This is a genomic window from Caldibacillus debilis DSM 16016, from assembly GCF_000383875.1.
Classification (GTDB): Bacteria; Bacillota; Bacilli; order Bacillales; family Caldibacillaceae; genus Caldibacillus; species Caldibacillus debilis.
In genome coordinates this window covers 51423-71504 of sequence record NZ_KB912881.1, presented here as the reverse complement: position 1 = coordinate 71504, position 20082 = coordinate 51423, and the positions used below count along the sequence as shown (strand labels likewise).

Below are 20082 nucleotides of genomic sequence, written 5' to 3'. Positions count from 1 at the left end.
GAAAAAGTAGGAATTATTGCCGGAATTGCAGGTTATCTTTCCGGATTTGTCGAATTGTTCAAATTGGAAAAACGCATTTTACGGAAAGGATATGGAGAATGAGCAAAAAAATCGTTATTGTCGATGATCAATTCGGCATCCGGATTTTATTGAGAGAAGTCTTTCAAAGGGAGGGTTATCGGACCTTCGAGGCAGCCAACGGGCCGAACGCGATCGAACTCGTGAAAACGGAAAATCCCGACCTCGTTTTGCTGGACATGAAAATCCCCGGCATGGACGGTTTGGAAATTTTGGAGAACTTGAAAAAGATCAGCCCGGATATTAAAGTCATCATCATGACGGCCTACGAAGAACTGGACATCATCGAAGAAGCGCTGGAGCTGGGCGCCCTCACGTCCTTCACGAAACCCTTTGACATCGATCAGCTGGTCCGGGAAGTAAAAAATCGCCTGGGGGCCTGATCCGCCCGCCGGCACGCTTATTTCTTCCATCATCTGCCCTTTTCTCAAACTGTTCAAATGTTTCTTTCATGAAAACACGGGATCCATGGTAAAATGATAAAGGGTTTGGTATGATAAATAATAATAATATTCTTAATTTTTTCCCAGCCACCCCTTCGGCTTGAATCATTAGGAAATCTCGATAAGGAGGAACCAGGATGCCTTTAGTCTCGATGACGGAAATGTTGAAAAAAGCAAAAGCCGAAAAGTATGCGGTCGGACAATTTAACTTGAACAATCTGGAATTCACCCAGGCGATTTTGCAGGCGGCCCAGGAGGAAAAATCCCCGGTGATTCTCGGCGTGTCGGAAGGGGCCGGACGCTACATGGGGGGCTACAAGGTCGTCGCCGCGATGGTGAAAGCCCTGATGGAAGAATATAAGATCACCGTCCCGGTCGCCCTTCACCTGGATCACGGTTCCAGTTTCGAATCCTGTGCCAAGGCGATCCACGCGGGATTCACTTCCGTGATGATCGACGCCTCCCACAAACCCTTTGAAGAAAACGTGGCATTGACCTCCAAAGTGGTGGAGCTGGCCCATTTGCACGGCGTCTCCGTGGAAGCGGAACTCGGCATCGTCGGCGGGCAGGAAGATGATGTGGTCGGACAAGGGATTATTTACGCCAATCCGGATGAGTGCGAGGCCCTTGCCAAACGCACCGGGATCGACTGCTTGGCGCCCGCTTTAGGATCCGTTCACGGCCCGTATAAAGGCGAACCGAAACTCGGCTTTAAAGAAATGGAAGAAATCAGCAGACGGACCGGTTTGCCGCTGGTGCTTCACGGCGGTACGGGCATCCCCACGAAGGATATTCAAAAGGCCATTTCTTTAGGAACGGCAAAGATTAACGTCAACACGGAAAACCAAATCGCATCCGCGAAAAAAGTCCGGGAAGTGCTGGCGGCCAATCCCGAATTGTATGATCCGCGGAAATACCTGGGTCCGGCAAGGGAAGCCATCAAAGAAACGGTCATCGGAAAGATGCGGGAATTCGGATCCAGCGGCAAAGCGGAATAAAGACGGAAAAGCAGGCGGCGGATTTCGCACCCTGCAAAGGTCTTCCGAAAGGGGAACCCAAAACGAACGGAGGCTGATGACCATGAAATTTTTTCTCGACACGGCGAATATTGACGAGATCCGGACGGCCTACGCGCTGGGCGTGATCGACGGGGTGACGACCAATCCTTCCCTCGTCGCCAAGGAAAACGTTTCGTTCCACGACCGGTTGAAGGAAATTACCGCCATCGTCAGCGGATCGGTCAGCGCGGAAGTCATTTCCCTCGATGCGGAAGGGATGCTGCGGGAAGGCAGGGAACTGGCGGCCATCGCCCCGAACATCACGATCAAAGTGCCGATGACGGCGGAAGGGTTAAAGGCGGTTTCCGCCTTTTCCAAAGAAGGGATCCGGACGAACGTGACCCTCGTTTTCAGCGCGAACCAGGCCCTCCTGGCGGCGCGGGCCGGCGCGACCTATGTGTCTCCTTTCCTGGGCCGCCTGGACGACATCGGCCATAACGGGCTCGACTTAATTTCCGACATTGCGGAAATTTTTGCCCTGCACGATATCGAAACCGAGATCATCGCCGCATCCATCCGCCATCCGGTCCATGTGACCGAAGCCGCAAAGCGGGGGGCGCACATCGCCACGGTCCCCTATAAGGTGCTGATGCAAATGATCAAGCATCCGCTGACGGATATCGGCATTGAAAGATTTTTGGCGGATTGGGAAAAAGCGAAAGAATAGGCCTCCGGATCCGGCTGCGGATGATCCGTCTTCCGGCCGGCCGGGTCGGGAGATGACAAAGATATATTTCGATGCCGTTGTATTTTTCAATCTTCGCCCGTTTCCAGCAGAAGCAATCGGTTCCAACATTACCGATTGCTTCCTTTTTTAAAAAGTTCTATATTAAGAAGAGGCAAAGTTTTTCGCAAATTTCCTTGCCTTTCACCGATTTTCTGGACGATGCGGAAGATACGGGCCCGGACCGGCCGCACGGCCGGCGGGCATTTTGAAAACGGTTCGGATGATAGACGAAGGGAGATTGCCATGGAAAAACTAAAGATCGTTGGAGGGCGGACGCTAAAAGGACATATTCGGGTCAGCGAAGCGAAAAACAGCGCTGTCGCGCTGATTCCCGCGGCCATTCTTGCCGATTCCCCCGTCACCATCGAAGGGGTGCCGAAGATATCCGATGTGGAGATCTTGAAGGGGCTATTGGAAGAAATCGGCGGCAAAGTGGAAGTCCGCGGTTCGGATATGATTATCGACCCTGCCCGCATGATCCCGATGCCGCTCCCGAACGGAAGGGTGAAAAAACTCCGCGCTTCCTACTATTTGATGGGCGCCATGCTCGGACGCTTCAAGCAGGCGGTCATCGGCCTGCCGGGCGGATGTTTCCTCGGCCCCCGTCCGATCGATCAGCATATCAAAGGTTTTGAGGCGCTGGGGGCCAAGGTGACGAACGAACAAGGCGCCATCTATTTGAGGGCGGAAGAGCTGACCGGCGCCCGGATTTATTTGGACGTGGTCAGCGTCGGCGCCACGATCAACATCATGCTGGCGGCCGTCCGCGCCAAAGGGCGGACGATCATCGAAAACGCCGCGAAAGAACCGGAGATCATCGATGTGGCCACTTTGTTGAACAACATGGGGGCGAAAATAAAAGGAGCGGGGACGGACGTCATCCGGATCGACGGGGTCGAACGGCTGTCCGGATGCCGCCATACGATTATTCCCGACCGGATCGAAGCGGGTACATACATGATTCTTGCGGCAGCCATGGGCGATGGCGTCGTCATCGACAACGTCATACCCCTCCATTTGGAATCGGTCATCGCCAAGCTGCGGGAGATGGGCGTCCATGTGGAAACGGGAAACGATCAAATCTTTATCGCCCGGCCGGAAAAGTTGAAGCCGGTGGATATTAAAACCCTCGTATATCCCGGATTCCCCACCGATCTGCAGCAGCCGATCACGGCCCTTTTGACGAAGGCGGACGGAACAAGCGTGGTCACCGATACCATTTACCCTTCCCGGTTTAAGCATGTGGACGAATTGCGGAGAATGAACGCATCCATCAAGGTGGAAGGGGGATCCGCCCTCATTAAGGGGCCGGTCCAGCTGCACGGGGCGAAAGTCAGGGCCACCGACCTGCGGGCCGGGGCATCCCTCGTCGTCGCCGGGCTCATGGCGGAGGGGGTGACGGAGATCTCCGGCGTGGAACATATCGACCGGGGATACAGCAATCTCGTGGAAAAATTGCAAGGCATCGGCGCGGAAATTTGGCGGGAAGAGATGACGGAACAGGAAGCGGAGCAGATGCAAAGCTCCTGATCCCTCCCTGAAATTTTTTCAAAATCCGGGAGATATTTTCCCCTCCCCCTTTCTAATTGTGGTACAATATATATACGATTGTGTTATACTGTTTTTTGGTGGGGGAGGAAAAAAGATGGACAGAAGTTTATCCCTCGAGTTGGTCCGCGTCACGGAAGCCGCAGCCCTCGCTTCTTCCCGGTGGATGGGCAGGGGAAAGAAGAATGAGGCCGATGATGCGGCCACCAAGGCGATGCGCGACGTATTCGACACGGTGCCGATGAAGGGCACGGTCGTCATCGGCGAAGGGGAAATGGATGAAGCACCGATGCTTTACATCGGCGAAAAACTGGGCAACGGCTACGGTCCCCGGGTGGATGTGGCCGTCGATCCTTTGGAAGGGACCAATATCGTCGCGTCGGGGGGCTGGAATGCCCTGGCCGTTGTCGCCGTGGCCGATCACGGAAGCCTGCTCCATGCCCCCGATATGTACATGGAAAAGATCGCCGTGGGGCCGGAAGCGGTCGGGCAAATTGACATTGACGCGTCGGTGGAAGACAATTTGAAGGCCGTGGCGAAGGCGAAAAACAAGGACGTGGAAGACGTGGTCGCCACCGTGTTAAACCGCCCGAGGCACGCGGAACTCATCCAGCGGCTGCGGGATGCCGGAGCGAGGATCAAACTGATCAACGACGGGGATGTGGCGGCGGCGATCAATACGGCCTTCGACCATACGGGCGTGGACATTTTATTCGGCATCGGCGGCGCGCCGGAAGGGGTATTGGCCGCGGTCGCTTTAAAATGCCTCGGCGGTGAAATTCAGGGCCGCCTCGTGCCGCAAAACGACCAGGAAGTGGAAAGGTGCAAACGGATGGGTCTTGACGTCGGCAAAGTGCTGCGGATGGAGGATCTCGTCTCCGGCGACGACGCCATCTTCGCCGCGACGGGAGTCACCGACGGCGAACTTCTGCGGGGCGTCCAATACAAAGGCTCCTACGGGTTGACCCATTCCGTCGTCATGCGGGCGAAATCGGGCACCGTCCGGTTCATTGAAGGCAGGCACAGTTTAAAGAAGAAACCGAACCTCGTCATGAAATAATCTTTCCCTTGGATTTCCCTTCCTCGGATTTTCCTTTCCGGATGCCGGTGTTTCCGACGCCGGGATCCCTTTCCCCATCTCCGCCGCCATGCCGTTTCTCCACAGGATCCTTCCTACAAATATGACCGATTTGCCGCGGCCGCGGAATTTTTGACAAGGCCTTTGGGATGAAATGGCGGGAATTGTGCAATACTGTCTGAAAAAGTATAATTTTTTTGGATCTTTGTCCTTTACACGGCCATGTTTGCTTTATATAATGAAATGGTGATTAAAGAAAAAGAACGGTTATCCCTCTGCTGCACGGTTCCCATGATGTTTGTTTTCTTTTTTCATTTCCGAAATTTTACTGACAGGCGGCCGATCCTTTGCCGGAACTTGCCTCCGAAAGCGATTCAAAAGACCTGCTTCCCTTTCCCTTCATCATTCCGAAAACCCTATTCCATAAACGGATTGTAACAATTGAATAAAAGTGTGGTGAACGATTTGGAAGATGCCAATATGAATATTTCCACCTTGGAAAACATGAAGTTAAAAGAATTGTACGAATTGGCGAAGAAATACCAAATTTCCTATTACAGCAAATTGACGAAAAAAGAACTGATTTTCGCCATATTGAAGGCGCGGGCGGAAAAAGAAGGATATTTTTTTATGGAGGGCGTTCTGGAGATCATCCCTACCGAAGGGTTCGGCTTTTTGCGGCCGATCAACTATTCTCCGAGTTCGGAAGATATTTATATCTCCGCCTCGCAAATCCGCCGGTTTGATTTAAGAAACGGGGATAAGGTGTCGGGGAAGGTAAGGCCCCCCAAGGAAAACGAACGGTACTTCGGCCTTCTTCACGTGGAAGCGGTGAACGGCGAAGATCCGGAAGTCGCGAAAGAACGGGTCCACTTCCCGGCCTTGACCCCCCTCTATCCGAACCGGCAAATCAAGCTGGAAACGGAACCGGACATCATCTCCACCCGGATCATGGATCTGATTACCCCGGTCGGTTTCGGCCAGCGTGGATTGATTGTGGCTCCGCCGAAGGCGGGGAAAACGATGCTCCTGAAGCAGATCGCCAACAGCATCACCACCAATCATCCGGAAGCCGAACTCATCGTCCTTTTGATCGACGAACGGCCGGAAGAAGTGACGGACATCGAACGTTCCGTGGACGCGGAAGTGGTCAGCTCCACCTTCGATGAAGTTCCGGAAAACCACATTAAAGTGGCGGAGCTCGTCTTGGAAAGGGCGATGCGCCTCGTCGAACATAAGCGGGACGTGATCATCCTGATGGACAGCATCACCCGCCTGGCCCGCGCCTATAACCTGGTGATCCCCCCGAGCGGACGCACGTTGTCCGGCGGGATCGATCCGGCCGCCTTCCACCGGCCGAAGCGGTTTTTCGGAGCCGCCAGAAACATCGAGGAAGGCGGCAGCCTGACGATTTTGGCAACTGCGCTGATCGACACCGGATCGAGGATGGACGATGTCATTTACGAAGAGTTTAAAGGGACGGGAAACATGGAGCTGCATTTGGATCGTTCCCTGGCGGAACGGCGGATTTTCCCGGCCATCGACATCCGCCGTTCGGGAACGAGGAAAGAGGAACTCCTGCTCCCCAAATCCCATTTGGAGATCGTCTGGGCGATCCGGAAATCGATGAGCGACTCCCCGGATTTTGCCGAAAAGCTGATCCGGAAGCTGATGGCGACCAAATCCAATGCGGAATTTATCGAAGTCGTCAGCGAAGAATTAAAAGGCAGGCGGAACGGGGCCTGAACCCCCTGCCTTTCCGGAGTCCGGCGGAGGTTCCCGGGGAAGGGGCCGGACTTGGCGGCCCTTTCAGGAAATCGCCTTGCCGGAAGCTTTCCGAAGGCCGGCGAGGTTCCGGAACGCGGATGAGGAAAAACTCCGGGGTTTTGCACCGAAGGTTTATTCTTTTTTGACCGGAGCTTTGGCGGAAATTGCAATTGGGGCGGTCCGTCGGCGGAGGAAAGACTCCTTTCCTCCCGCGGGAAGGGTCCGCGGCGATGGGAATTCCTGCCGGGGACGGAGGGCCGCCCATTCTTTGGCTGACCCATCCCCTTGCAGATGCTCAGCAAGATTTTGCTGCGAGGGAACCAAATCCTTTTCTGTAAGATTTTCCATGGGCGGTCGCGCGCTGTTGCAAATCGGGCCGCCCCCTGCTATAATAGTTGCAGTGTGCGAAAAAGCGAAAAAACTCTGGTTTTGCAGGAAACCAGGGCAGAAGGAGTTGAGTGCGGATGAAACCGGGTATCCATCCCAAATACCATCGCGTGATCGTTCGATGCGCTTGCGGCAACGAATTTGAAAGCGGGTCGACAAAGGAAGAAGTGCGGGTTGAAGTCTGCTCCGCTTGCCATCCGTTTTTCACCGGCCGGCAAAAATTTGTTGCTGCAGACGGGCGCGTGGAACGCTTTAACAAAAAATACGGCATAAAATAACGTCCGAATATTGCGGCGGACGAATCGTCTAAAGATGCACGGATGAAACAGGCAAGGAGATTTGGCTTGCCTGTTTTTTCTTGAAATCCGCCGAAAAGGCGTATCGCCCTTTCAAATTTTGGATTAATATGATAGGTAAGGAATGCGGCGGTGCGAATCCGGCGGACGAACCACGGATCGTGATAATGGAAGGAGTCGGCAAAATGTATTTAAAAAATGAAAGCGGTTGGATCGAAGTCATTTGCGGGAGCATGTTTTCCGGAAAATCGGAGGAACTGATCAGGAGGATACGCCGCTGCCAATTGGCCAGGCAAAAGACCCTCGTGTTCAAACCGGCGATCGATGACAGGTACAAGAAGGAAGAAGTGGTTTCCCACAACGGCAATTCCGTGACCGCCAAACCGATCAATCGTCCGGAAGAAATGATCCCGCTGGTCACGAAGGATATTGATGTCATTGCTATCGATGAAGCCCAATTTTTCGACGATTCCATCGTTCCCATCGTCCAGGATTTCGCCGATCAAGGGTATCGCGTGATCATCGCCGGATTGGACATGGATTTTCGCGGCGAGCCCTTCGGTCCGATGCCCAAACTGATGGCCGTGGCTGAACAGGTGACGAAACTGCAGGCCGTCTGCACCGTTTGCGGACATCCGGCCAGCCGCACCCAAAGGCTGATCAACGGAAAGCCTGCATCCTTCCACGATCCGGTCATTCTTGTCGGAGCGAGCGAGAGCTATGAAGCCAGGTGCCGGCTCCATCATGACGTCCCCCATGCCCCGAAACGGAATGTGCCGGCCATGGAAGAAAGCGGCCGTTGACCGAAAAAAAGCGGGCGGCCGTTTTCCGCCGGCGGACGGACGCCGGAAAAACCGGGGGCTTTGGGCCGTTCCCGCCTTAAAGAGACTTCGGCAGGAGGAAAAGGCGAAGGGTCCCCGCCGCCTTCCCGGTCACGGGGCGCCGCCGTGCCGGGCTTTGGCATCGGGCCGGTTCCTCCGGATCGCCGGCAAAGCGGGCAGCCTTTCATCCTATTTCCTGTTGTTTGCAATCCGCCGGCCCCCATCTTCCATCGGCGGTTTGCCCTTGCATTTTTTCCTCCGAGGGGGCGTTTGCGAAAAAGACCGGTTTTCGGGCGGCCGATGCATCCTTTCGCAGGAAGGAGCCGGGAAGGTTCGGGAGCCGGTTCCGATCTGTTGGGGGAAAGTAACCGGGGAGGTGAAACAGATGTTTGATCGGTTGAAGGCAATCGAGGACAGATACGACAAGCTGACGGAATTGTTGAGCGACCCGGAAGTCCTCAATGATCCGGAAAAGCTGCGGAAATATTCGAAAGAACAATCGGATTTGGAAGAAACGGTGCAAACCTACCGGCAATATAAGGAAGCGAAGAAACAGCTGCAGGACGCCAAATCGATGCTGGAAGAAAAACTGGATCCGGAACTGCGGGAGATGGTGAAAGAAGAAATCGGCGACTTGGAAGAGAAGATCGCCGGACTGGAAGAACAGCTGAAGCTGTTATTGATCCCGAAAGATCCGAATGACGAGAAAAACGTGATCATGGAAATCCGCGGGGCGGCCGGCGGGGAAGAGGCGGCCCTGTTCGCCGGCGATTTGTTCCGGATGTACACGAAATACGCCGAATCCCAGGGCTGGAAAATCGATGTGATCGATGCCCATCCGACCGGTCTCGGCGGCTACAAGGAAATCATTTTTATGATCAACGGGAAAGGGGCCTATTCCAAATTGAAATACGAAAACGGCGCCCACCGGGTCCAACGGGTGCCGGAAACGGAATCCGGCGGCCGGATCCATACGTCCACGGCGACCGTCGCCTGTCTTCCCGAAGCGGAAGAGGTGGAAGTGGAGATCAACGAAAAGGATATCCGGGTGGACACCTTCGCCTCCAGCGGCCCCGGGGGACAGAGCGTCAATACGACCATGTCCGCCGTCCGTTTGACCCATATCCCGACGGGAATCGTCGTTTCCTGCCAGGACGAAAAATCCCAAATTAAAAATAAAGAGAAGGCCATGAAAGTGTTGCGCGCCCGCATCCTGGACAAATATCGGCAAGAAGCCCGGGCCGAATACGACGCCAAACGGAAATCGGCCGTCGGAACGGGCGACCGGTCGGAAAGGATCCGCACCTACAATTTTCCGCAAAACCGCGTCACGGACCACAGGGTCGGCCTGACCCTGCAAAAATTGGATCAGGTGCTGGAAGGAAAACTGGACGAAATCATCGATGTGCTGATCCTCGACGAGCAGGCGAAAAAACTGCAAAATGAAAACCTCGGCTAATATGAAGGTCTTTGAAGCCCTCCGCTGGGCGTCTTCCGTGTTCAAATCCTGCGGCCGTGACGAAAATGCGGGAGAAATCCTTTTGCAGCACGTCTTGAAAATGGAAAAATACCAATTGCTCGCCCATCTGCGCATGGAGTTGCCGGAGGAGCGGCAAAAAGAATTCCGGGAGCTCGTCCGGAAACATGCCGCCGGGGTTCCCGTGCAATATTTGACCGGCTGCGAATATTTTTACGGAAGGAAATTTTTCGTGAACGGGCACGTCCTGATCCCGCGGCCGGAGACGGAAGAATTGGTGGCCGGGACGTTGGAAAGGATCAGGAAATATTTTTCCGGGACCTCCCCTTTGCGGGCGGCGGACGCCGGGACGGGAAGCGGCGCCATCGCCGTCACCCTCGCCCTGGAGATGCCCGCCCTCGAAGTTTCGGCTTCGGATATTTCCGAAGAGGCGCTGAAAGTGGCGGCAAAAAACGCGGAGCTTCATGGCGCCGGCATCGATTTCCGGCAGGGGGACTTCCTCGCCCCCTTTTTCGGGGAAAAGGCCTTCGACGTGGTCGTCTCCAATCCGCCCTATATTCCCCTTGGGGAAAAAGAAAAGCTTCCGGATGTCGTGAAAGACCATGAGCCGGGGATCGCCCTCTTCGCCGGGGAGGACGGGCTGGACGCCTACAGGAAGATCATCGGCCAGCTTCCTATGGTCATCAATAGCCGGGCGCTGGCCGCCTTTGAGATCGGCGACGGCCAGGGGGATAAGGTGAAGGATTTGATCGAACGGGCTTTTCCCGGAGCGATTGTGGAAATCGAACGGGACATCAATCGAAAGGAAAGAATGGTTTTTGCTTTTTTGCATGGGGAATCGTCTTGAAAAAACGCGGGTGTCCGGATCCCTTGCCAAATTCGGACACCCGCTTTGCCGTTTTCCCGGGGACCGGAACGCCGCCGGGGTTTGCCGCAAGTATAAAGCCGCGGCAGGAAAGGAAGCCTGCTGCGGCTTTCAATCTTTGAAAAAATCCCGGATGTTTTCAAACAGTTCAACGACGAAGAATTTGACCTCCACCTCATCTTCTTTCCGGCCCGCGTCTTCCGCCTTTTCGCCGCGGCTCTCCTCCCGGCCGCCGTCCTTTACCCCGGTCTTTTCGTCCGGTTTTTTCACCGCGGCGCCGCTGGAAAAATCCAAAAAGCAGAGGGGCGGAAACAGGACGCACCACCAATTGGCCCCTTTCCCTTCCCCGATCGTGATGAGAACTGCCTCGTAACGGCCTGCCGGATACAGAAAGTTTCCGTACAATTTTGTCGGAAAATAGACTTTATCCAATACGACTTGCACGTCCTGGGACGGGTTTTCCTTTTTCAAGACCCTCCGGGCGATCGCCCGGATCTCGGGAAGCTTTTCGGCGATGACCTTCCTCGCTTCTTCGCGGGAAGTTAAATGATTCGTCCATCGGGTGATTTCCGCATTGACTTCGTCCCGGATTTTCCGTTTGATCCGCTGGTCTTCTTCCGAATTGCTGTTGGCCAAAATCCGCAGGCGGATGGCATCCTCCGGGATGATCACTTCCCGGCCCCCGTAGGCCGGCTTCGGCGCATAGAGCTGCAGGATGGCGGCCAAAGTTAAGGTCAGAAAAAAGAACGGCAATGCCGGTATTTTTTTGCCCCACATACGCTTCCTCTCCCTTCCGTCACCCATTATGAACAAAATCTATCAATCTTATACATTGAAATTCCGGTTTCCGGGGAGGAACGGGGATAGGGATGAGCGCTTTTCCCTTTTCGTAAACAGGGATAACCGTTGCGGGAAAGCGGGGGTTTTGTGGATAAATCTTCCCGGAACGGCAATTATCCACAGAGTTATGCACAAAATTTGCAAATATATCCACATATTGTGGACAATTCCTTTTCCTTTCAAGGCGGGCCGGATTTTCCATTCCCCGAAAAAAGGCTTATAATTTCTAATATAAAAGGCATTTTCAGCGAAGCTTCAGAAGGAGACCGAAGGATGGAAACGAAACGATGGAAAGTGGATAAATCTGTGGAAAACTTGGCCGGGCATCCAGCCATCCGGGAAGCGGCCCGCTTGCTGCAGCAAAATGAGCTGGTGGCCTTCCCGACGGAAACGGTTTACGGATTGGGGGCCAATGCCTGCGACGACGGCGCCGTGGGCAAAATTTACGCGGCGAAGGGAAGGCCCTCGGACAATCCGCTCATCATCCATATCAGCAGCCTGTCCGAACTTGAAAAATATGTGGAAAAGGTGCCCGCCAAAGCGGAAAAATTAATGAAAACATTTTGGCCGGGACCGCTGACGGTCGTTTTTCAAAAAAGGAAAGGGGTTTTGTCGGAGGCGGCCACCGCCGGTTTGCCGACGGTGGCCGTGCGCATGCCGGATCATCCGGTCGCCCTTGCCCTCATCCGGGCGAGCGGGCTTCCGATTGCCGCCCCGAGCGCCAATCGCTCCGGGAAACCGAGCCCGACGAAGGCGGAACACGTCCTGATGGATCTCGAAGGAAAAATCGCCGGAATCGTCGACGGCGGGGAAACGGGGGTCGGCGTCGAATCGACGGTCATTGACTGCACCTTGGATCTTCCCGCCATCTTAAGGCCCGGCGGCATCTCCAAGGAGAAGATCGAGGAGGTCATCGGCCCGGTCCGGAGCGGTTCGAATTTTTCCCCGGAGGGAGAAAAGGCGCCCCGGTCTCCGGGGATGAAGTACACCCATTATGCCCCCCGGGCTCCCCTTTATCTCGTCGAAGGCAGCAAGGAATACATCCAAGGGTTGATCAAAAAGGAGCGGTCCTTGGGGAAACGGGTGGGGGTCTTAACGACGGAGGAGCGGAACGGTTTTTACGAAGCGGACGCCGCCGCTCTCTGCGGCAGGCGGGCGGATTTGGCGACCGTGGCCCGGCGGCTGTACGATTGCCTGCGATATTTTGACGAAGAAGGGGTGGATGTGATCTTCGCCGAAACCTTCGAGGAAGAAGGAATCGGTGCCGCCGTTATGAACCGGCTCTTCAAAGCGGCGGGGGGCAAGGTGATCCGGGAAGGATGATCGGCGGTCCCGGAAGGGGCGGAAAGCGGCAATCCGCGGCTCCTTTTTCGGACTTGACGGCAAACGGCCGCCGGATGGGAAAAGCGGGGCGATAGCCTGCCGGCTTCCGGGAGAAAATTTTTTCTTCCGATAAATCCCTTTGCCGGGGCTTTCCCCTTGCGGGTCCCGACCGAGCCCCTTTCCGGCACAAACCGGCCTTCCCCCTTTCGGCGGAAAAACCCCTTTCGCCCGGCCTCCCTTATGGGCGGCTCGGCGGGCGGACAGATTCAAGGAGAAGCGAAAACTTTCCTTCTAAACCCCCGCTTCCGGGCATATGCTGGAATAAGGTCTGTCCATCGGGGAGTGGGGGGAATGGAATTCTTGATCCAAGAGCTGGTCACCTTATCGATCATGGCCTTTGCCGTCAGCATGGATGCCTTTTCCGTCGGACTCGGCCTCGGTTTGGCTCCGTTGAAAATCAAACAGGTTTTCCGCCTCGGCCTGACCGTCGGCATGTTTCACGTTTTCCTTCCGTTGGCCGGCATTTTCGCCGGGCGGCTTCTTTCCGATCAGCTCGGCTTTTACACCACCCAAGTTTGCGCGGTTCTGCTGATCGCGATCGGGCTGGAGATGTTCCTCGGAAGTTTCGGACGGAACAGGCGAAAAAAGATGCTGTTCCCGAAGGGGATCGGGATGATCATGTCCGCCTTGAGCGTAAGCATGGACAGTTTGCCCGTCGGTTTGACGCTGGGGCTTTTCGGTTCGAAAACGGCATTGGCGGTCCTGCTTTTCGGCTTCTTCTCCTGCATCCTCACCTGGACGGGCATTTTGTTCGCGAAGACGATGAAGGGCTGGTTCGGCCATTACAGCCAGGCCTTCGGGGGAAGCATCTTATTTTTTTTGGGCCTGAAACTGCTGCTTCCTTGACGACGGGCGCTGTTCGCCGAAGGAGTACGGCCGGCCGGCGTCCGCTCCGGGGATCCGCCGGCCCGTTCCCGGGGTTTTTCGGAATTTTCCGGCCCCCTTCCCTTCCCCGCCTGAAAAGCGGCCGGAAGAAACGGCGGATCATGAGGAAAATTTCTTTTCCCGCATTTCAATCATGGAAAAATTTCCTTATAATAAAACAATGGAGGGTGTGGAATGGCGAAAGTATTGTTCGTCTGTACGGGCAACACGTGCCGCAGCCCGATGGCGGAAGCGATTTTGAACCATATGGGCGTCGAGGGGATCGAGGCGAGATCGGCCGGCATTTTTGCCGTGCCGGGAATGGAAATCTCCGAAAACGCCCGGGAAGTATTGAAGGAAAACGACATGGAATTCGCCCATGTTTCCAAACCTTTAACCGAGCGGGAAATCGAGTGGGCGGACCTGATCTTGGCGATGACGAAGTCCCATAAGGCGGAATTGGTGAGGAAATACCCCCATGCCAAGGAAAAGATCTACACCATCAAAGAATATGCCACGGGAGAAGAGGGAGACGTGCCGGATCCTTACGGCGGCCCGTTGGAAACGTATCGGGAAACGTTTTCCGTATTAAAAGAATTTATCCGCCTGTCCCTGAAAAAAATGTTGCCTGCTGACGATACATAAATTAGGGGGGAAAATCGTGGAAAAAAGAAGATACCGTTTTGGCCTGCGGAAAAAGCTCGTGCTGTTCGTCACCATCTTGGCGCTGATCACCTATTCCACAAGCGCATTTTTTATTTACATATTATATCCGATGTTTTTTAAAGGGACCATCGACCAGTTTTTCTTCGCCATCATCACGCTGCTTTTGGGCGTAATTTGGACGGGGATCCTGAGTTTTATCGCCGCAGGCCTGCTGATCAATCCGTTAAAAAATTTGGAGGAAGCCGCCCTGCATGTCGCAAGCGGAAATATCGGGACGGATGTAAAGGTTTCCAAACAGGATGACGAGATCCGGTCCGTCGGCATCGCGTTCAACGAGATGATCCGAAACATCCGGTCGATCGTCTCCCACATCAATGAAAACGTGAAGGCGACCAACGATAAAGTGCTGGCCATCTCCAGCGAGGCGACGAAGGCGTCGGAGACGGCGGAATATATTTCCAAGACGATCGGCGAAATTTCCCAGGGCGCGGAAAATTCGGCCCATTCGATCCAGTCGACGGTGGAAGCCATCGAGCAGGTGACCCGAATCGCCAAGGAAGTGCAGGAAAAGGCGAAGAAATCCGAGCAAGTCTCGAACGAGATGCTGAATGAGTTGCACAAAAGCCAGGAAATCATCACTTCCCTTGTCGAAGGCATCAAAAACCTGGCCGAAGAGAACGAGCTTTCTTTGCAGGCGGTCAAACGCCTGGAAGAAAACGCGAAAAAAATCGAACACATCATTCAGCTCGTCGGGGATATCGCCAATCAGACGAATTTGCTCGCCTTGAACGCTTCCATTGAAGCGGCCCGGGCGGGGGAACAGGGCAAAGGATTCGCTGTCGTCGCCGATGAAGTGCGGAATTTGGCCGATGAAAGCGCCAAAGCCGTCCAGGACATCTCTGAGCTCGTTCAAAATATGCAAGTCGATGTGGATAACGTCGTCGGACAGATTTCCCTGCTGGTCGAAAAGGCGAACGAAGAAGCCAAAAAAGGGTCCTCGACCAATGAAAGAATGGGGGAAATGGCCGAAACGATTTACGAAGTGGCAAAATCGGTCCAAACCATTTCCCAGCTGGTCGACAGGCAGATGGAAAGCATCCAAAGCACTTCCGTCCAATCCCAGGAAGTGGCCGCCATTGCCGAGGAAACTTCCGCGGGGGCCCAGGAGGTGGCCGCATCGACCCAACGGCAGACGGAAGTCATGGCCAACGTGGAAAAAATGGCGGCCGAATTGAAGGAACAAGCGGAAAGACTGCAGAAGACGGTCGTCCAGTTTAAAATGTAGGAGCGGACGGTCCGCCGCAAGTTTTTTCCGTTGCAGCGTCCCGTTTTCGATGCGTCCCTGGAAATAAGAGCTTTGCTTTGGTTTATTTTTTTGAGGCGAAAACAAGTTAACGAGCGTGATAAAGTTGTCAAATTAAAAAAACGGGGAACCGGGTCCATCAAACCCGGTTTTTCTTTTGCGCCGGACATCCCGTGCCCATTTAAGGGCCCTTCCCTTGTCAAACGGCGGATTATGCCCGGGCCGCGCCGGCCGGGAGAACGGGAATGTCGCATCCGGCCGGGGCCCCGGCTTGGCAAAGGCAAGCGGCAAGGCTTCCGGTGCCAAACATCGCCGGATTTCCGCCGGGATTTTTCCGGCGCCTGGCACCGCGGGGGAAAAAGGGAAGGAATCTGTCTCCGGAGGGTCTTTTTGGCCGCCGCCGGGCGGGCCTCTTTACGATGGGGATTCCGCCCGGGGCCGCAGGCCCATAAAATGCGTTTTCAGCCAATGTCCCGCGGCCGTTCGAAACGAAGGGTTCCTTCAATTGTATATTTTTCGAACTTATGCCAAAATAAAAGCAGAATCCACAAAGAAAGCGGTGAGCGAAATGAAAGTGGCAATCGCTTCGGATCACGGGGGCATCCATATCCGTGAAGAGATCAAAAAACTGCTCGAAGAATTGAACATTGAATACGAAGATTTCGGCTGCAATTGCGAAACTTCGGTCGATTATCCCGATTATGCTTTCCCCGTTGCCGAAAAGGTGGCCAAGGGGGAATTTGACCGGGGCATTTTAATTTGCGGAACGGGAATCGGCATGAGCATCGCGGCGAACAAGGTAAAGGGCATCCGCTGCGCCCTTTGCCACGACGTCTTCAGCGCGAAAGCCACCCGTGAACATAACGACAGCAACATTTTGGCCATGGGCGAACGGGTTATCGGCCCGGGGCTTGCCCGCGAAATCGCAAAGGTCTGGCTGACGACGCCGTTTACCGGCGGCAGGCATGCGAAACGGATCGACAAGATCGCCAAATACGAAGAGACCAATTTGTAAAGCGGGTGAATCCGATTGGCTTACCCTGTGGACGAATGGGCGAAGGAATTGGCGGAAATCTTGCATCAGTTCCGGCAGCAAATCGAGATCAAGAAGAACCAGATCATGGTCGTCGGCTGTTCCACTTCCGAAGTGGCCGGAAAAAAGATCGGCTCATCGGGATCGCTGGACATCGCGGCGATGATCTTCGAGCGGATGGAAGCATTCTCGAAAGCGACGGGCATCGCCATCGCGTACCAATGCTGCGAACATTTGAACCGGGCGCTCGTCGTCGAAAGGGATGTGATGGAGCGGCACGGGCTCGAGGAAGTGACCGTCGTCCCGGTCCCGAAGGCGGGGGGCTCCATGGCGGCCTACGCCTTTGAGCATTTTCGTGATCCCGTCGTGGTCGAATCGATCCGGGCCGATTTCGGCATCGATATCGGCGACACCTTTATCGGCATGCATTTAAAACCGGTCGTTGTCCCGGTGCGCACTTCCTTGAACAAGGTCGGCCACGCCCATGTTACTTTGGCGAAGGTTCGGCCGAAGCTGATCGGCGGCGAACGGGCCGTTTACCGCAGGCCCGGGGAATGAACCCGTTTTCGGGGACTTTCCTTATCCGGTCCAGACCTGAAATCCTTGTTGCGGCGGACATTCCGGCCGAAACCGGCAGGAGCCATGGCCGCATCGGTTGCAAGGCCGAAGGCAAGTTGGCCGGCCTTTGCAACGGCGGTCCCGAAGGCGTGGCATCGTCCGAAGGACGACGGAGACATGGCAAGTCTCCGAAAATAGAAAAATACGAAGAAAAGGCGGCCGATCGCCGGAAGGATCTTTCACCGGCGGGGGCGGGAGTTTTTTTGCGGTTTCCGGGAAGGAAGCGGCGGGGCCGTTTTTTTGCCGGGCAAACGATAAAAAGGGGGAATCGAGCGTGAGCGCGTTATTCGAACAGGATCCGGAAGTTTTTCAAGCGATCGAACAGGAAAGAAAAAGGCAGCAAGACCATATTGAGCTGATCGCCTCCGAAAATTTTGCCTCGAAGGCGGTGATGGAGGCGCAAGGTTCCGTATTGACGAACAAATACGCGGAAGGATATCCCTCGCGCCGCTATTACGGCGGCTGCGAATTCGTCGATGTCGTGGAAGACATCGCCAGGGAGCGGGCAAAGCGAATATTCGGGGCCGAGCACGCCAACGTTCAGCCCCATTCCGGCGCCCAGGCGAACATGGCGGTCTATTTTTCCGTCTTGAAGCCGGGCGACACGGTTTTAGGGATGAATCTGTCCCACGGCGGCCATTTGACCCACGGGAGCCCAGTCAACTTCAGCGGCATCCAATACAACTTCGTCGCCTACGGGGTCGATCCGCAAACGGAAATGATCGATTACGAAGACGTGAGGAAGAAGGCGCGGGCGCACAAACCGAAACTGATCGTGGCCGGGGCCAGCGCCTATCCCCGCCTTATCGATTTTAAAATTTTGCGGGAGATCGCCGATGAAACGGGCGCCTATCTGATGGTCGACATGGCCCACATCGCCGGGCTGGTGGCGGCCGGCGTTCATCCGAGCCCCGTCCCCTACGCGGACTTTGTGACGACGACCACCCATAAAACCCTGCGCGGGCCGAGGGGCGGCATGATCCTGTGCAAGGAACGGTACGCGAAAGCGATCGACAAAGCCGTTTTCCCTGGGATTCAAGGCGGTCCCCTTATGCATGTGATCGCCGCCAAAGCGGTCGCCCTCGGGGAAGTGATGCGGGAAGAATTTAAAACTTACGCGAAACAGGTGGTCGCAAACGCCAAGCGATTGGCCGAAACCTTGACCGGGGAAGGCCTGCGGCTGGTTTCCGGCGGCACCGACAACCATTTGCTGCTGGTCGATTTGCGCTCCCTCGGCATAACCGGAAAAACGGCGGAAAAGGTACTGGATGAAGTCGGGATTACGGTGAACAAAAACACGATCCCCTTCGATCCGGAAAGCCCCTTTGTCACGAGCGGCATCCGCCTCGGGACGCCGGCGGTGACGACGCGGGGATTTACCGAGGAAGATATGGAGGAAGTGGGAAAAATCATCGCTTCGGTATTGAAGGACCATGAAAATGAGGCGGTGCGCCGTGAGGCAAAAAACCGGGTCCGGAATCTGACGGAAAAACATCCTTTATACGAATGAAGCGGCCTCTGAAATGCATGAGCAAAGGTTTCGGAAGGGAACGGTGATTATGCCCGAAGTCCGGAATCCGGCCGGAGGCCCGGCGGGCGGGCGAGGCAAAGCGGCACATCATCCATTCGCAAAAGAGAATCACGGACCGGAAACGGGAGGAGGATGCCCTGACAGTTCCAAGGGGCATCCTCTTTTTTCCTTTTTGGAAAAAAAAGGGGGGAGCCTTTTCCCGGCAAAAATGACGGGATTTCGGGTTTTCGCGGGAGACGGGGCGCAGGCGGCTTTTTTTCAGCCCGGTGAAAAAGTGTACCGGAGAATTTGCGGTTTGCGGCCGCAAGCGGCCGTTGCTTTTTCAGCCCCGCAATCGGTTGATGAATGCCCGTATTTTTTGTAAAATGAAGCGAATGGAAAAATTGAATATCGGGAAAGGAGAGGGTATCGATGGGAAAAGTCCATATTTTGGACCACCCGTTGATTCAGCACAAACTGACGCATATCCGCCAAAAGGATACCGGGACGAAAGAATTCCGCGAATTGGTGGATGAGATCGCCACGTTAATGGCATTCGAGGCGACGCGGGATCTGCCTTTGGACGAGGTGGAAATCGAAACCCCCATCAGCAAGACGAAAGCGAAGGTCATATCGGGGAAAAAATTGGGGATCGTGCCCATCCTTCGGGCGGGAATGGGGATGCTGGACGGCATCCTGAAGCTGATTCCCGCGGCAAAGGTCGGCCATATCGGTTTGTATCGGGACCCGAAAACGTTAAAGCCCGTGGAATATTATGTGAAACTGCCGACGGACGTGGCGGAACGGGATTTTATCATCGTCGATCCGATGCTGGCCACCGGCGGTTCGGCCATCGAAGCGATCAACAGTCTGAAGAAGCGAGGCGCCAAAAATATCAAGTTCATGTGCCTGATTGCCGCCCCTGAAGGCGTCGAAGCGGTAACGAAGGCCCACCCGGATGTCAATATTTACATAGCGGCCCTGGATGAACGGTTAAACGAGAAGGGATATATCGTGCCGGGATTGGGAGACGCCGGCGACCGGCTGTTTGGAACGAAATAAGGGCATTGACGGCAAAAGGCCGGCCCCATTTGTCCGAAAACGGGGCAAACGGCTCCGCAAGGAATCCGATGCGAAAAGCCGGAGGGGCGTCCATTTGGCTGCGGAAAACGGGCGGGAGGCTGTCTTCAACGTCCGTTTGGCGCGAAAATTGGCGGGATGGGCGGCCTTCAACCCGCCGTCCGACATGAACGGGAAAGGAGGAAGCGGTGGAAGCGGGGTGTTTTGCGGCGGCCGGGCCTTTCGCCTGCATGTTAGGCG

At 55.1% G+C, this 20082-nt stretch carries 19 protein-coding genes; 18 read left to right on the top strand and 1 reads right to left on the bottom strand.

The window, feature by feature from the left end; all coding sequences use genetic code 11:
- Window positions 1-98: 98 nt before the first annotated feature.
- The 10 genes from A3EQ_RS0105465 to prmC all read left to right on the top strand — a co-directional run bounded on the left by A3EQ_RS0105465 (window position 99) and on the right by prmC (window position 10527).
- A complete protein-coding gene (locus A3EQ_RS0105465) occupies window positions 99-461 on the top strand; it encodes a response regulator (RefSeq protein ID WP_020154178.1) in 363 nt (120 codons plus the stop codon).
- Window positions 462-658: 197 nt separating this feature from the next.
- Complete coding sequence (locus tag A3EQ_RS0105460) at window positions 659-1519, top strand: class II fructose-bisphosphate aldolase (RefSeq protein ID WP_020154177.1); 861 nt, start codon at window positions 659-661, stop codon at window positions 1517-1519.
- An 82-nt stretch (window positions 1520-1601) separates the two neighbouring features.
- Window positions 1602-2246 carry a fructose-6-phosphate aldolase gene (fsa, locus tag A3EQ_RS0105455; protein WP_020154176.1) on the top strand — a complete coding sequence of 215 codons (645 nt, stop codon included), beginning with the start codon at window positions 1602-1604 and terminating at the stop codon, window positions 2244-2246.
- A 303-nt stretch (window positions 2247-2549) separates the two neighbouring features.
- Window positions 2550-3836: a UDP-N-acetylglucosamine 1-carboxyvinyltransferase gene (locus A3EQ_RS0105445; protein WP_020154174.1), complete on the top strand. Its 1287-nt coding sequence runs from the start codon at window positions 2550-2552 to the stop codon at window positions 3834-3836.
- Window positions 3837-3951: 115 nt separating this feature from the next.
- Window positions 3952-4914, top strand: coding sequence for a class II fructose-bisphosphatase (gene glpX, locus A3EQ_RS0105440; RefSeq protein WP_020154173.1), 963 nt, complete (start codon window positions 3952-3954; stop codon window positions 4912-4914).
- A 498-nt stretch (window positions 4915-5412) separates the two neighbouring features.
- Window positions 5413-6678 carry a transcription termination factor Rho gene (gene rho, locus A3EQ_RS0105425; protein WP_040369158.1) on the top strand — a complete coding sequence of 422 codons (1266 nt, stop codon included), beginning with the start codon at window positions 5413-5415 and terminating at the stop codon, window positions 6676-6678.
- A 485-nt stretch (window positions 6679-7163) separates the two neighbouring features.
- A complete protein-coding gene (rpmE, locus tag A3EQ_RS0105415) occupies window positions 7164-7364 on the top strand; it encodes a 50S ribosomal protein L31 (RefSeq protein WP_020154168.1) in 201 nt (66 codons plus the stop codon).
- A gap of 203 nt (window positions 7365-7567) precedes the next feature.
- Window positions 7568-8185 carry a thymidine kinase gene (locus A3EQ_RS0105410; RefSeq protein WP_026499764.1) on the top strand — a complete coding sequence of 206 codons (618 nt, stop codon included), beginning with the start codon at window positions 7568-7570 and terminating at the stop codon, window positions 8183-8185.
- 403 nt (window positions 8186-8588) lie between these two features.
- The gene (prfA, locus tag A3EQ_RS0105405) at window positions 8589-9662 is read left to right on the top strand and encodes a peptide chain release factor 1 (RefSeq protein ID WP_026499763.1); all 1074 of its coding nucleotides are present in this window, start codon (window positions 8589-8591) and stop codon (window positions 9660-9662) included.
- Between the two features lies 1 nt (window position 9663).
- A complete protein-coding gene (prmC, locus tag A3EQ_RS0105400) occupies window positions 9664-10527 on the top strand; it encodes a peptide chain release factor N(5)-glutamine methyltransferase (protein WP_020154165.1) in 864 nt (287 codons plus the stop codon).
- Between the two features lie 129 nt (window positions 10528-10656).
- Here the strand turns inward: prmC and spoIIR are convergent, their stop codons facing one another.
- Window positions 10657-11322: a stage II sporulation protein R gene (gene spoIIR / locus A3EQ_RS0105395; RefSeq protein WP_020154164.1), complete on the bottom strand. Its 666-nt coding sequence runs from the start codon at window positions 11320-11322 to the stop codon at window positions 10657-10659.
- A 336-nt stretch (window positions 11323-11658) separates the two neighbouring features.
- Here spoIIR and A3EQ_RS0105385 point away from each other — a divergent pair, with 336 nt between their 5' ends.
- The 8 genes from A3EQ_RS0105385 to upp all read left to right on the top strand — a co-directional run bounded on the left by A3EQ_RS0105385 (window position 11659) and on the right by upp (window position 19824).
- Window positions 11659-12708 (top strand): L-threonylcarbamoyladenylate synthase, encoded by a 1050-nt coding sequence (locus A3EQ_RS0105385; RefSeq protein WP_020154162.1) that lies wholly within the window; start codon window positions 11659-11661, stop codon window positions 12706-12708.
- 351 nt (window positions 12709-13059) lie between these two features.
- Complete coding sequence (locus tag A3EQ_RS0105375; protein ID WP_020154160.1) at window positions 13060-13614, top strand: manganese efflux pump MntP; 555 nt, start codon at window positions 13060-13062, stop codon at window positions 13612-13614.
- A 213-nt stretch (window positions 13615-13827) separates the two neighbouring features.
- On the top strand, window positions 13828-14277 hold the full coding sequence (locus A3EQ_RS0105365; protein WP_020154159.1) for a low molecular weight protein arginine phosphatase: 450 nt from the start codon (window positions 13828-13830) through the stop codon (window positions 14275-14277).
- Between the two features lie 13 nt (window positions 14278-14290).
- Window positions 14291-15583: a methyl-accepting chemotaxis protein gene (locus A3EQ_RS0105360; RefSeq protein WP_040369142.1), complete on the top strand. Its 1293-nt coding sequence runs from the start codon at window positions 14291-14293 to the stop codon at window positions 15581-15583.
- A gap of 586 nt (window positions 15584-16169) precedes the next feature.
- Window positions 16170-16616, top strand: coding sequence for a ribose 5-phosphate isomerase B (gene rpiB / locus A3EQ_RS0105355; protein ID WP_026499761.1), 447 nt, complete (start codon window positions 16170-16172; stop codon window positions 16614-16616).
- Window positions 16617-16631: 15 nt separating this feature from the next.
- A complete protein-coding gene (locus tag A3EQ_RS0105350; protein WP_020154156.1) occupies window positions 16632-17192 on the top strand; it encodes a TIGR01440 family protein in 561 nt (186 codons plus the stop codon).
- 334 nt (window positions 17193-17526) lie between these two features.
- On the top strand, window positions 17527-18762 hold the full coding sequence (locus A3EQ_RS0105340; protein WP_020154154.1) for a serine hydroxymethyltransferase: 1236 nt from the start codon (window positions 17527-17529) through the stop codon (window positions 18760-18762).
- A 432-nt stretch (window positions 18763-19194) separates the two neighbouring features.
- The gene (gene upp, locus A3EQ_RS0105330; RefSeq protein WP_020154152.1) at window positions 19195-19824 is read left to right on the top strand and encodes a uracil phosphoribosyltransferase; all 630 of its coding nucleotides are present in this window, start codon (window positions 19195-19197) and stop codon (window positions 19822-19824) included.
- Window positions 19825-20082 lie beyond the last annotated feature (258 nt).

What these genes read in the sequence shown, in the direction of transcription:
- A3EQ_RS0105465 (WP_020154178.1), top strand. Translation starts at nt 99, where the DNA reads ATGAGCAAAAAAATCGTTATTGTCGATGATCAATTCGGCATCCGGATT.
- A3EQ_RS0105460 (WP_020154177.1), top strand. Translation starts at nt 659, where the DNA reads ATGCCTTTAGTCTCGATGACGGAAATGTTGAAAAAAGCAAAAGCCGAA.
- fsa (WP_020154176.1), top strand. Translation starts at nt 1,602, where the DNA reads ATGAAATTTTTTCTCGACACGGCGAATATTGACGAGATCCGGACGGCC.
- A3EQ_RS0105445 (WP_020154174.1), top strand. Translation starts at nt 2,550, where the DNA reads ATGGAAAAACTAAAGATCGTTGGAGGGCGGACGCTAAAAGGACATATT.
- glpX (WP_020154173.1), top strand. Translation starts at nt 3,952, where the DNA reads ATGGACAGAAGTTTATCCCTCGAGTTGGTCCGCGTCACGGAAGCCGCA.
- rho (WP_040369158.1), top strand. Translation starts at nt 5,413, where the DNA reads ATGAATATTTCCACCTTGGAAAACATGAAGTTAAAAGAATTGTACGAA.
- rpmE (WP_020154168.1), top strand. Translation starts at nt 7,164, where the DNA reads ATGAAACCGGGTATCCATCCCAAATACCATCGCGTGATCGTTCGATGC.
- A3EQ_RS0105410 (WP_026499764.1), top strand. Translation starts at nt 7,568, where the DNA reads ATGTATTTAAAAAATGAAAGCGGTTGGATCGAAGTCATTTGCGGGAGC.
- prfA (WP_026499763.1), top strand. Translation starts at nt 8,589, where the DNA reads ATGTTTGATCGGTTGAAGGCAATCGAGGACAGATACGACAAGCTGACG.
- prmC (WP_020154165.1), top strand. Translation starts at nt 9,664, where the DNA reads ATGAAGGTCTTTGAAGCCCTCCGCTGGGCGTCTTCCGTGTTCAAATCC.
- spoIIR (WP_020154164.1), bottom strand. Translation starts at nt 11,322, where the DNA reads ATGTGGGGCAAAAAAATACCGGCATTGCCGTTCTTTTTTCTGACCTTA.
- A3EQ_RS0105385 (WP_020154162.1), top strand. Translation starts at nt 11,659, where the DNA reads ATGGAAACGAAACGATGGAAAGTGGATAAATCTGTGGAAAACTTGGCC.
- A3EQ_RS0105375 (WP_020154160.1), top strand. Translation starts at nt 13,060, where the DNA reads ATGGAATTCTTGATCCAAGAGCTGGTCACCTTATCGATCATGGCCTTT.
- A3EQ_RS0105365 (WP_020154159.1), top strand. Translation starts at nt 13,828, where the DNA reads ATGGCGAAAGTATTGTTCGTCTGTACGGGCAACACGTGCCGCAGCCCG.
- rpiB (WP_026499761.1), top strand. Translation starts at nt 16,170, where the DNA reads ATGAAAGTGGCAATCGCTTCGGATCACGGGGGCATCCATATCCGTGAA.
- upp (WP_020154152.1), top strand. Translation starts at nt 19,195, where the DNA reads ATGGGAAAAGTCCATATTTTGGACCACCCGTTGATTCAGCACAAACTG.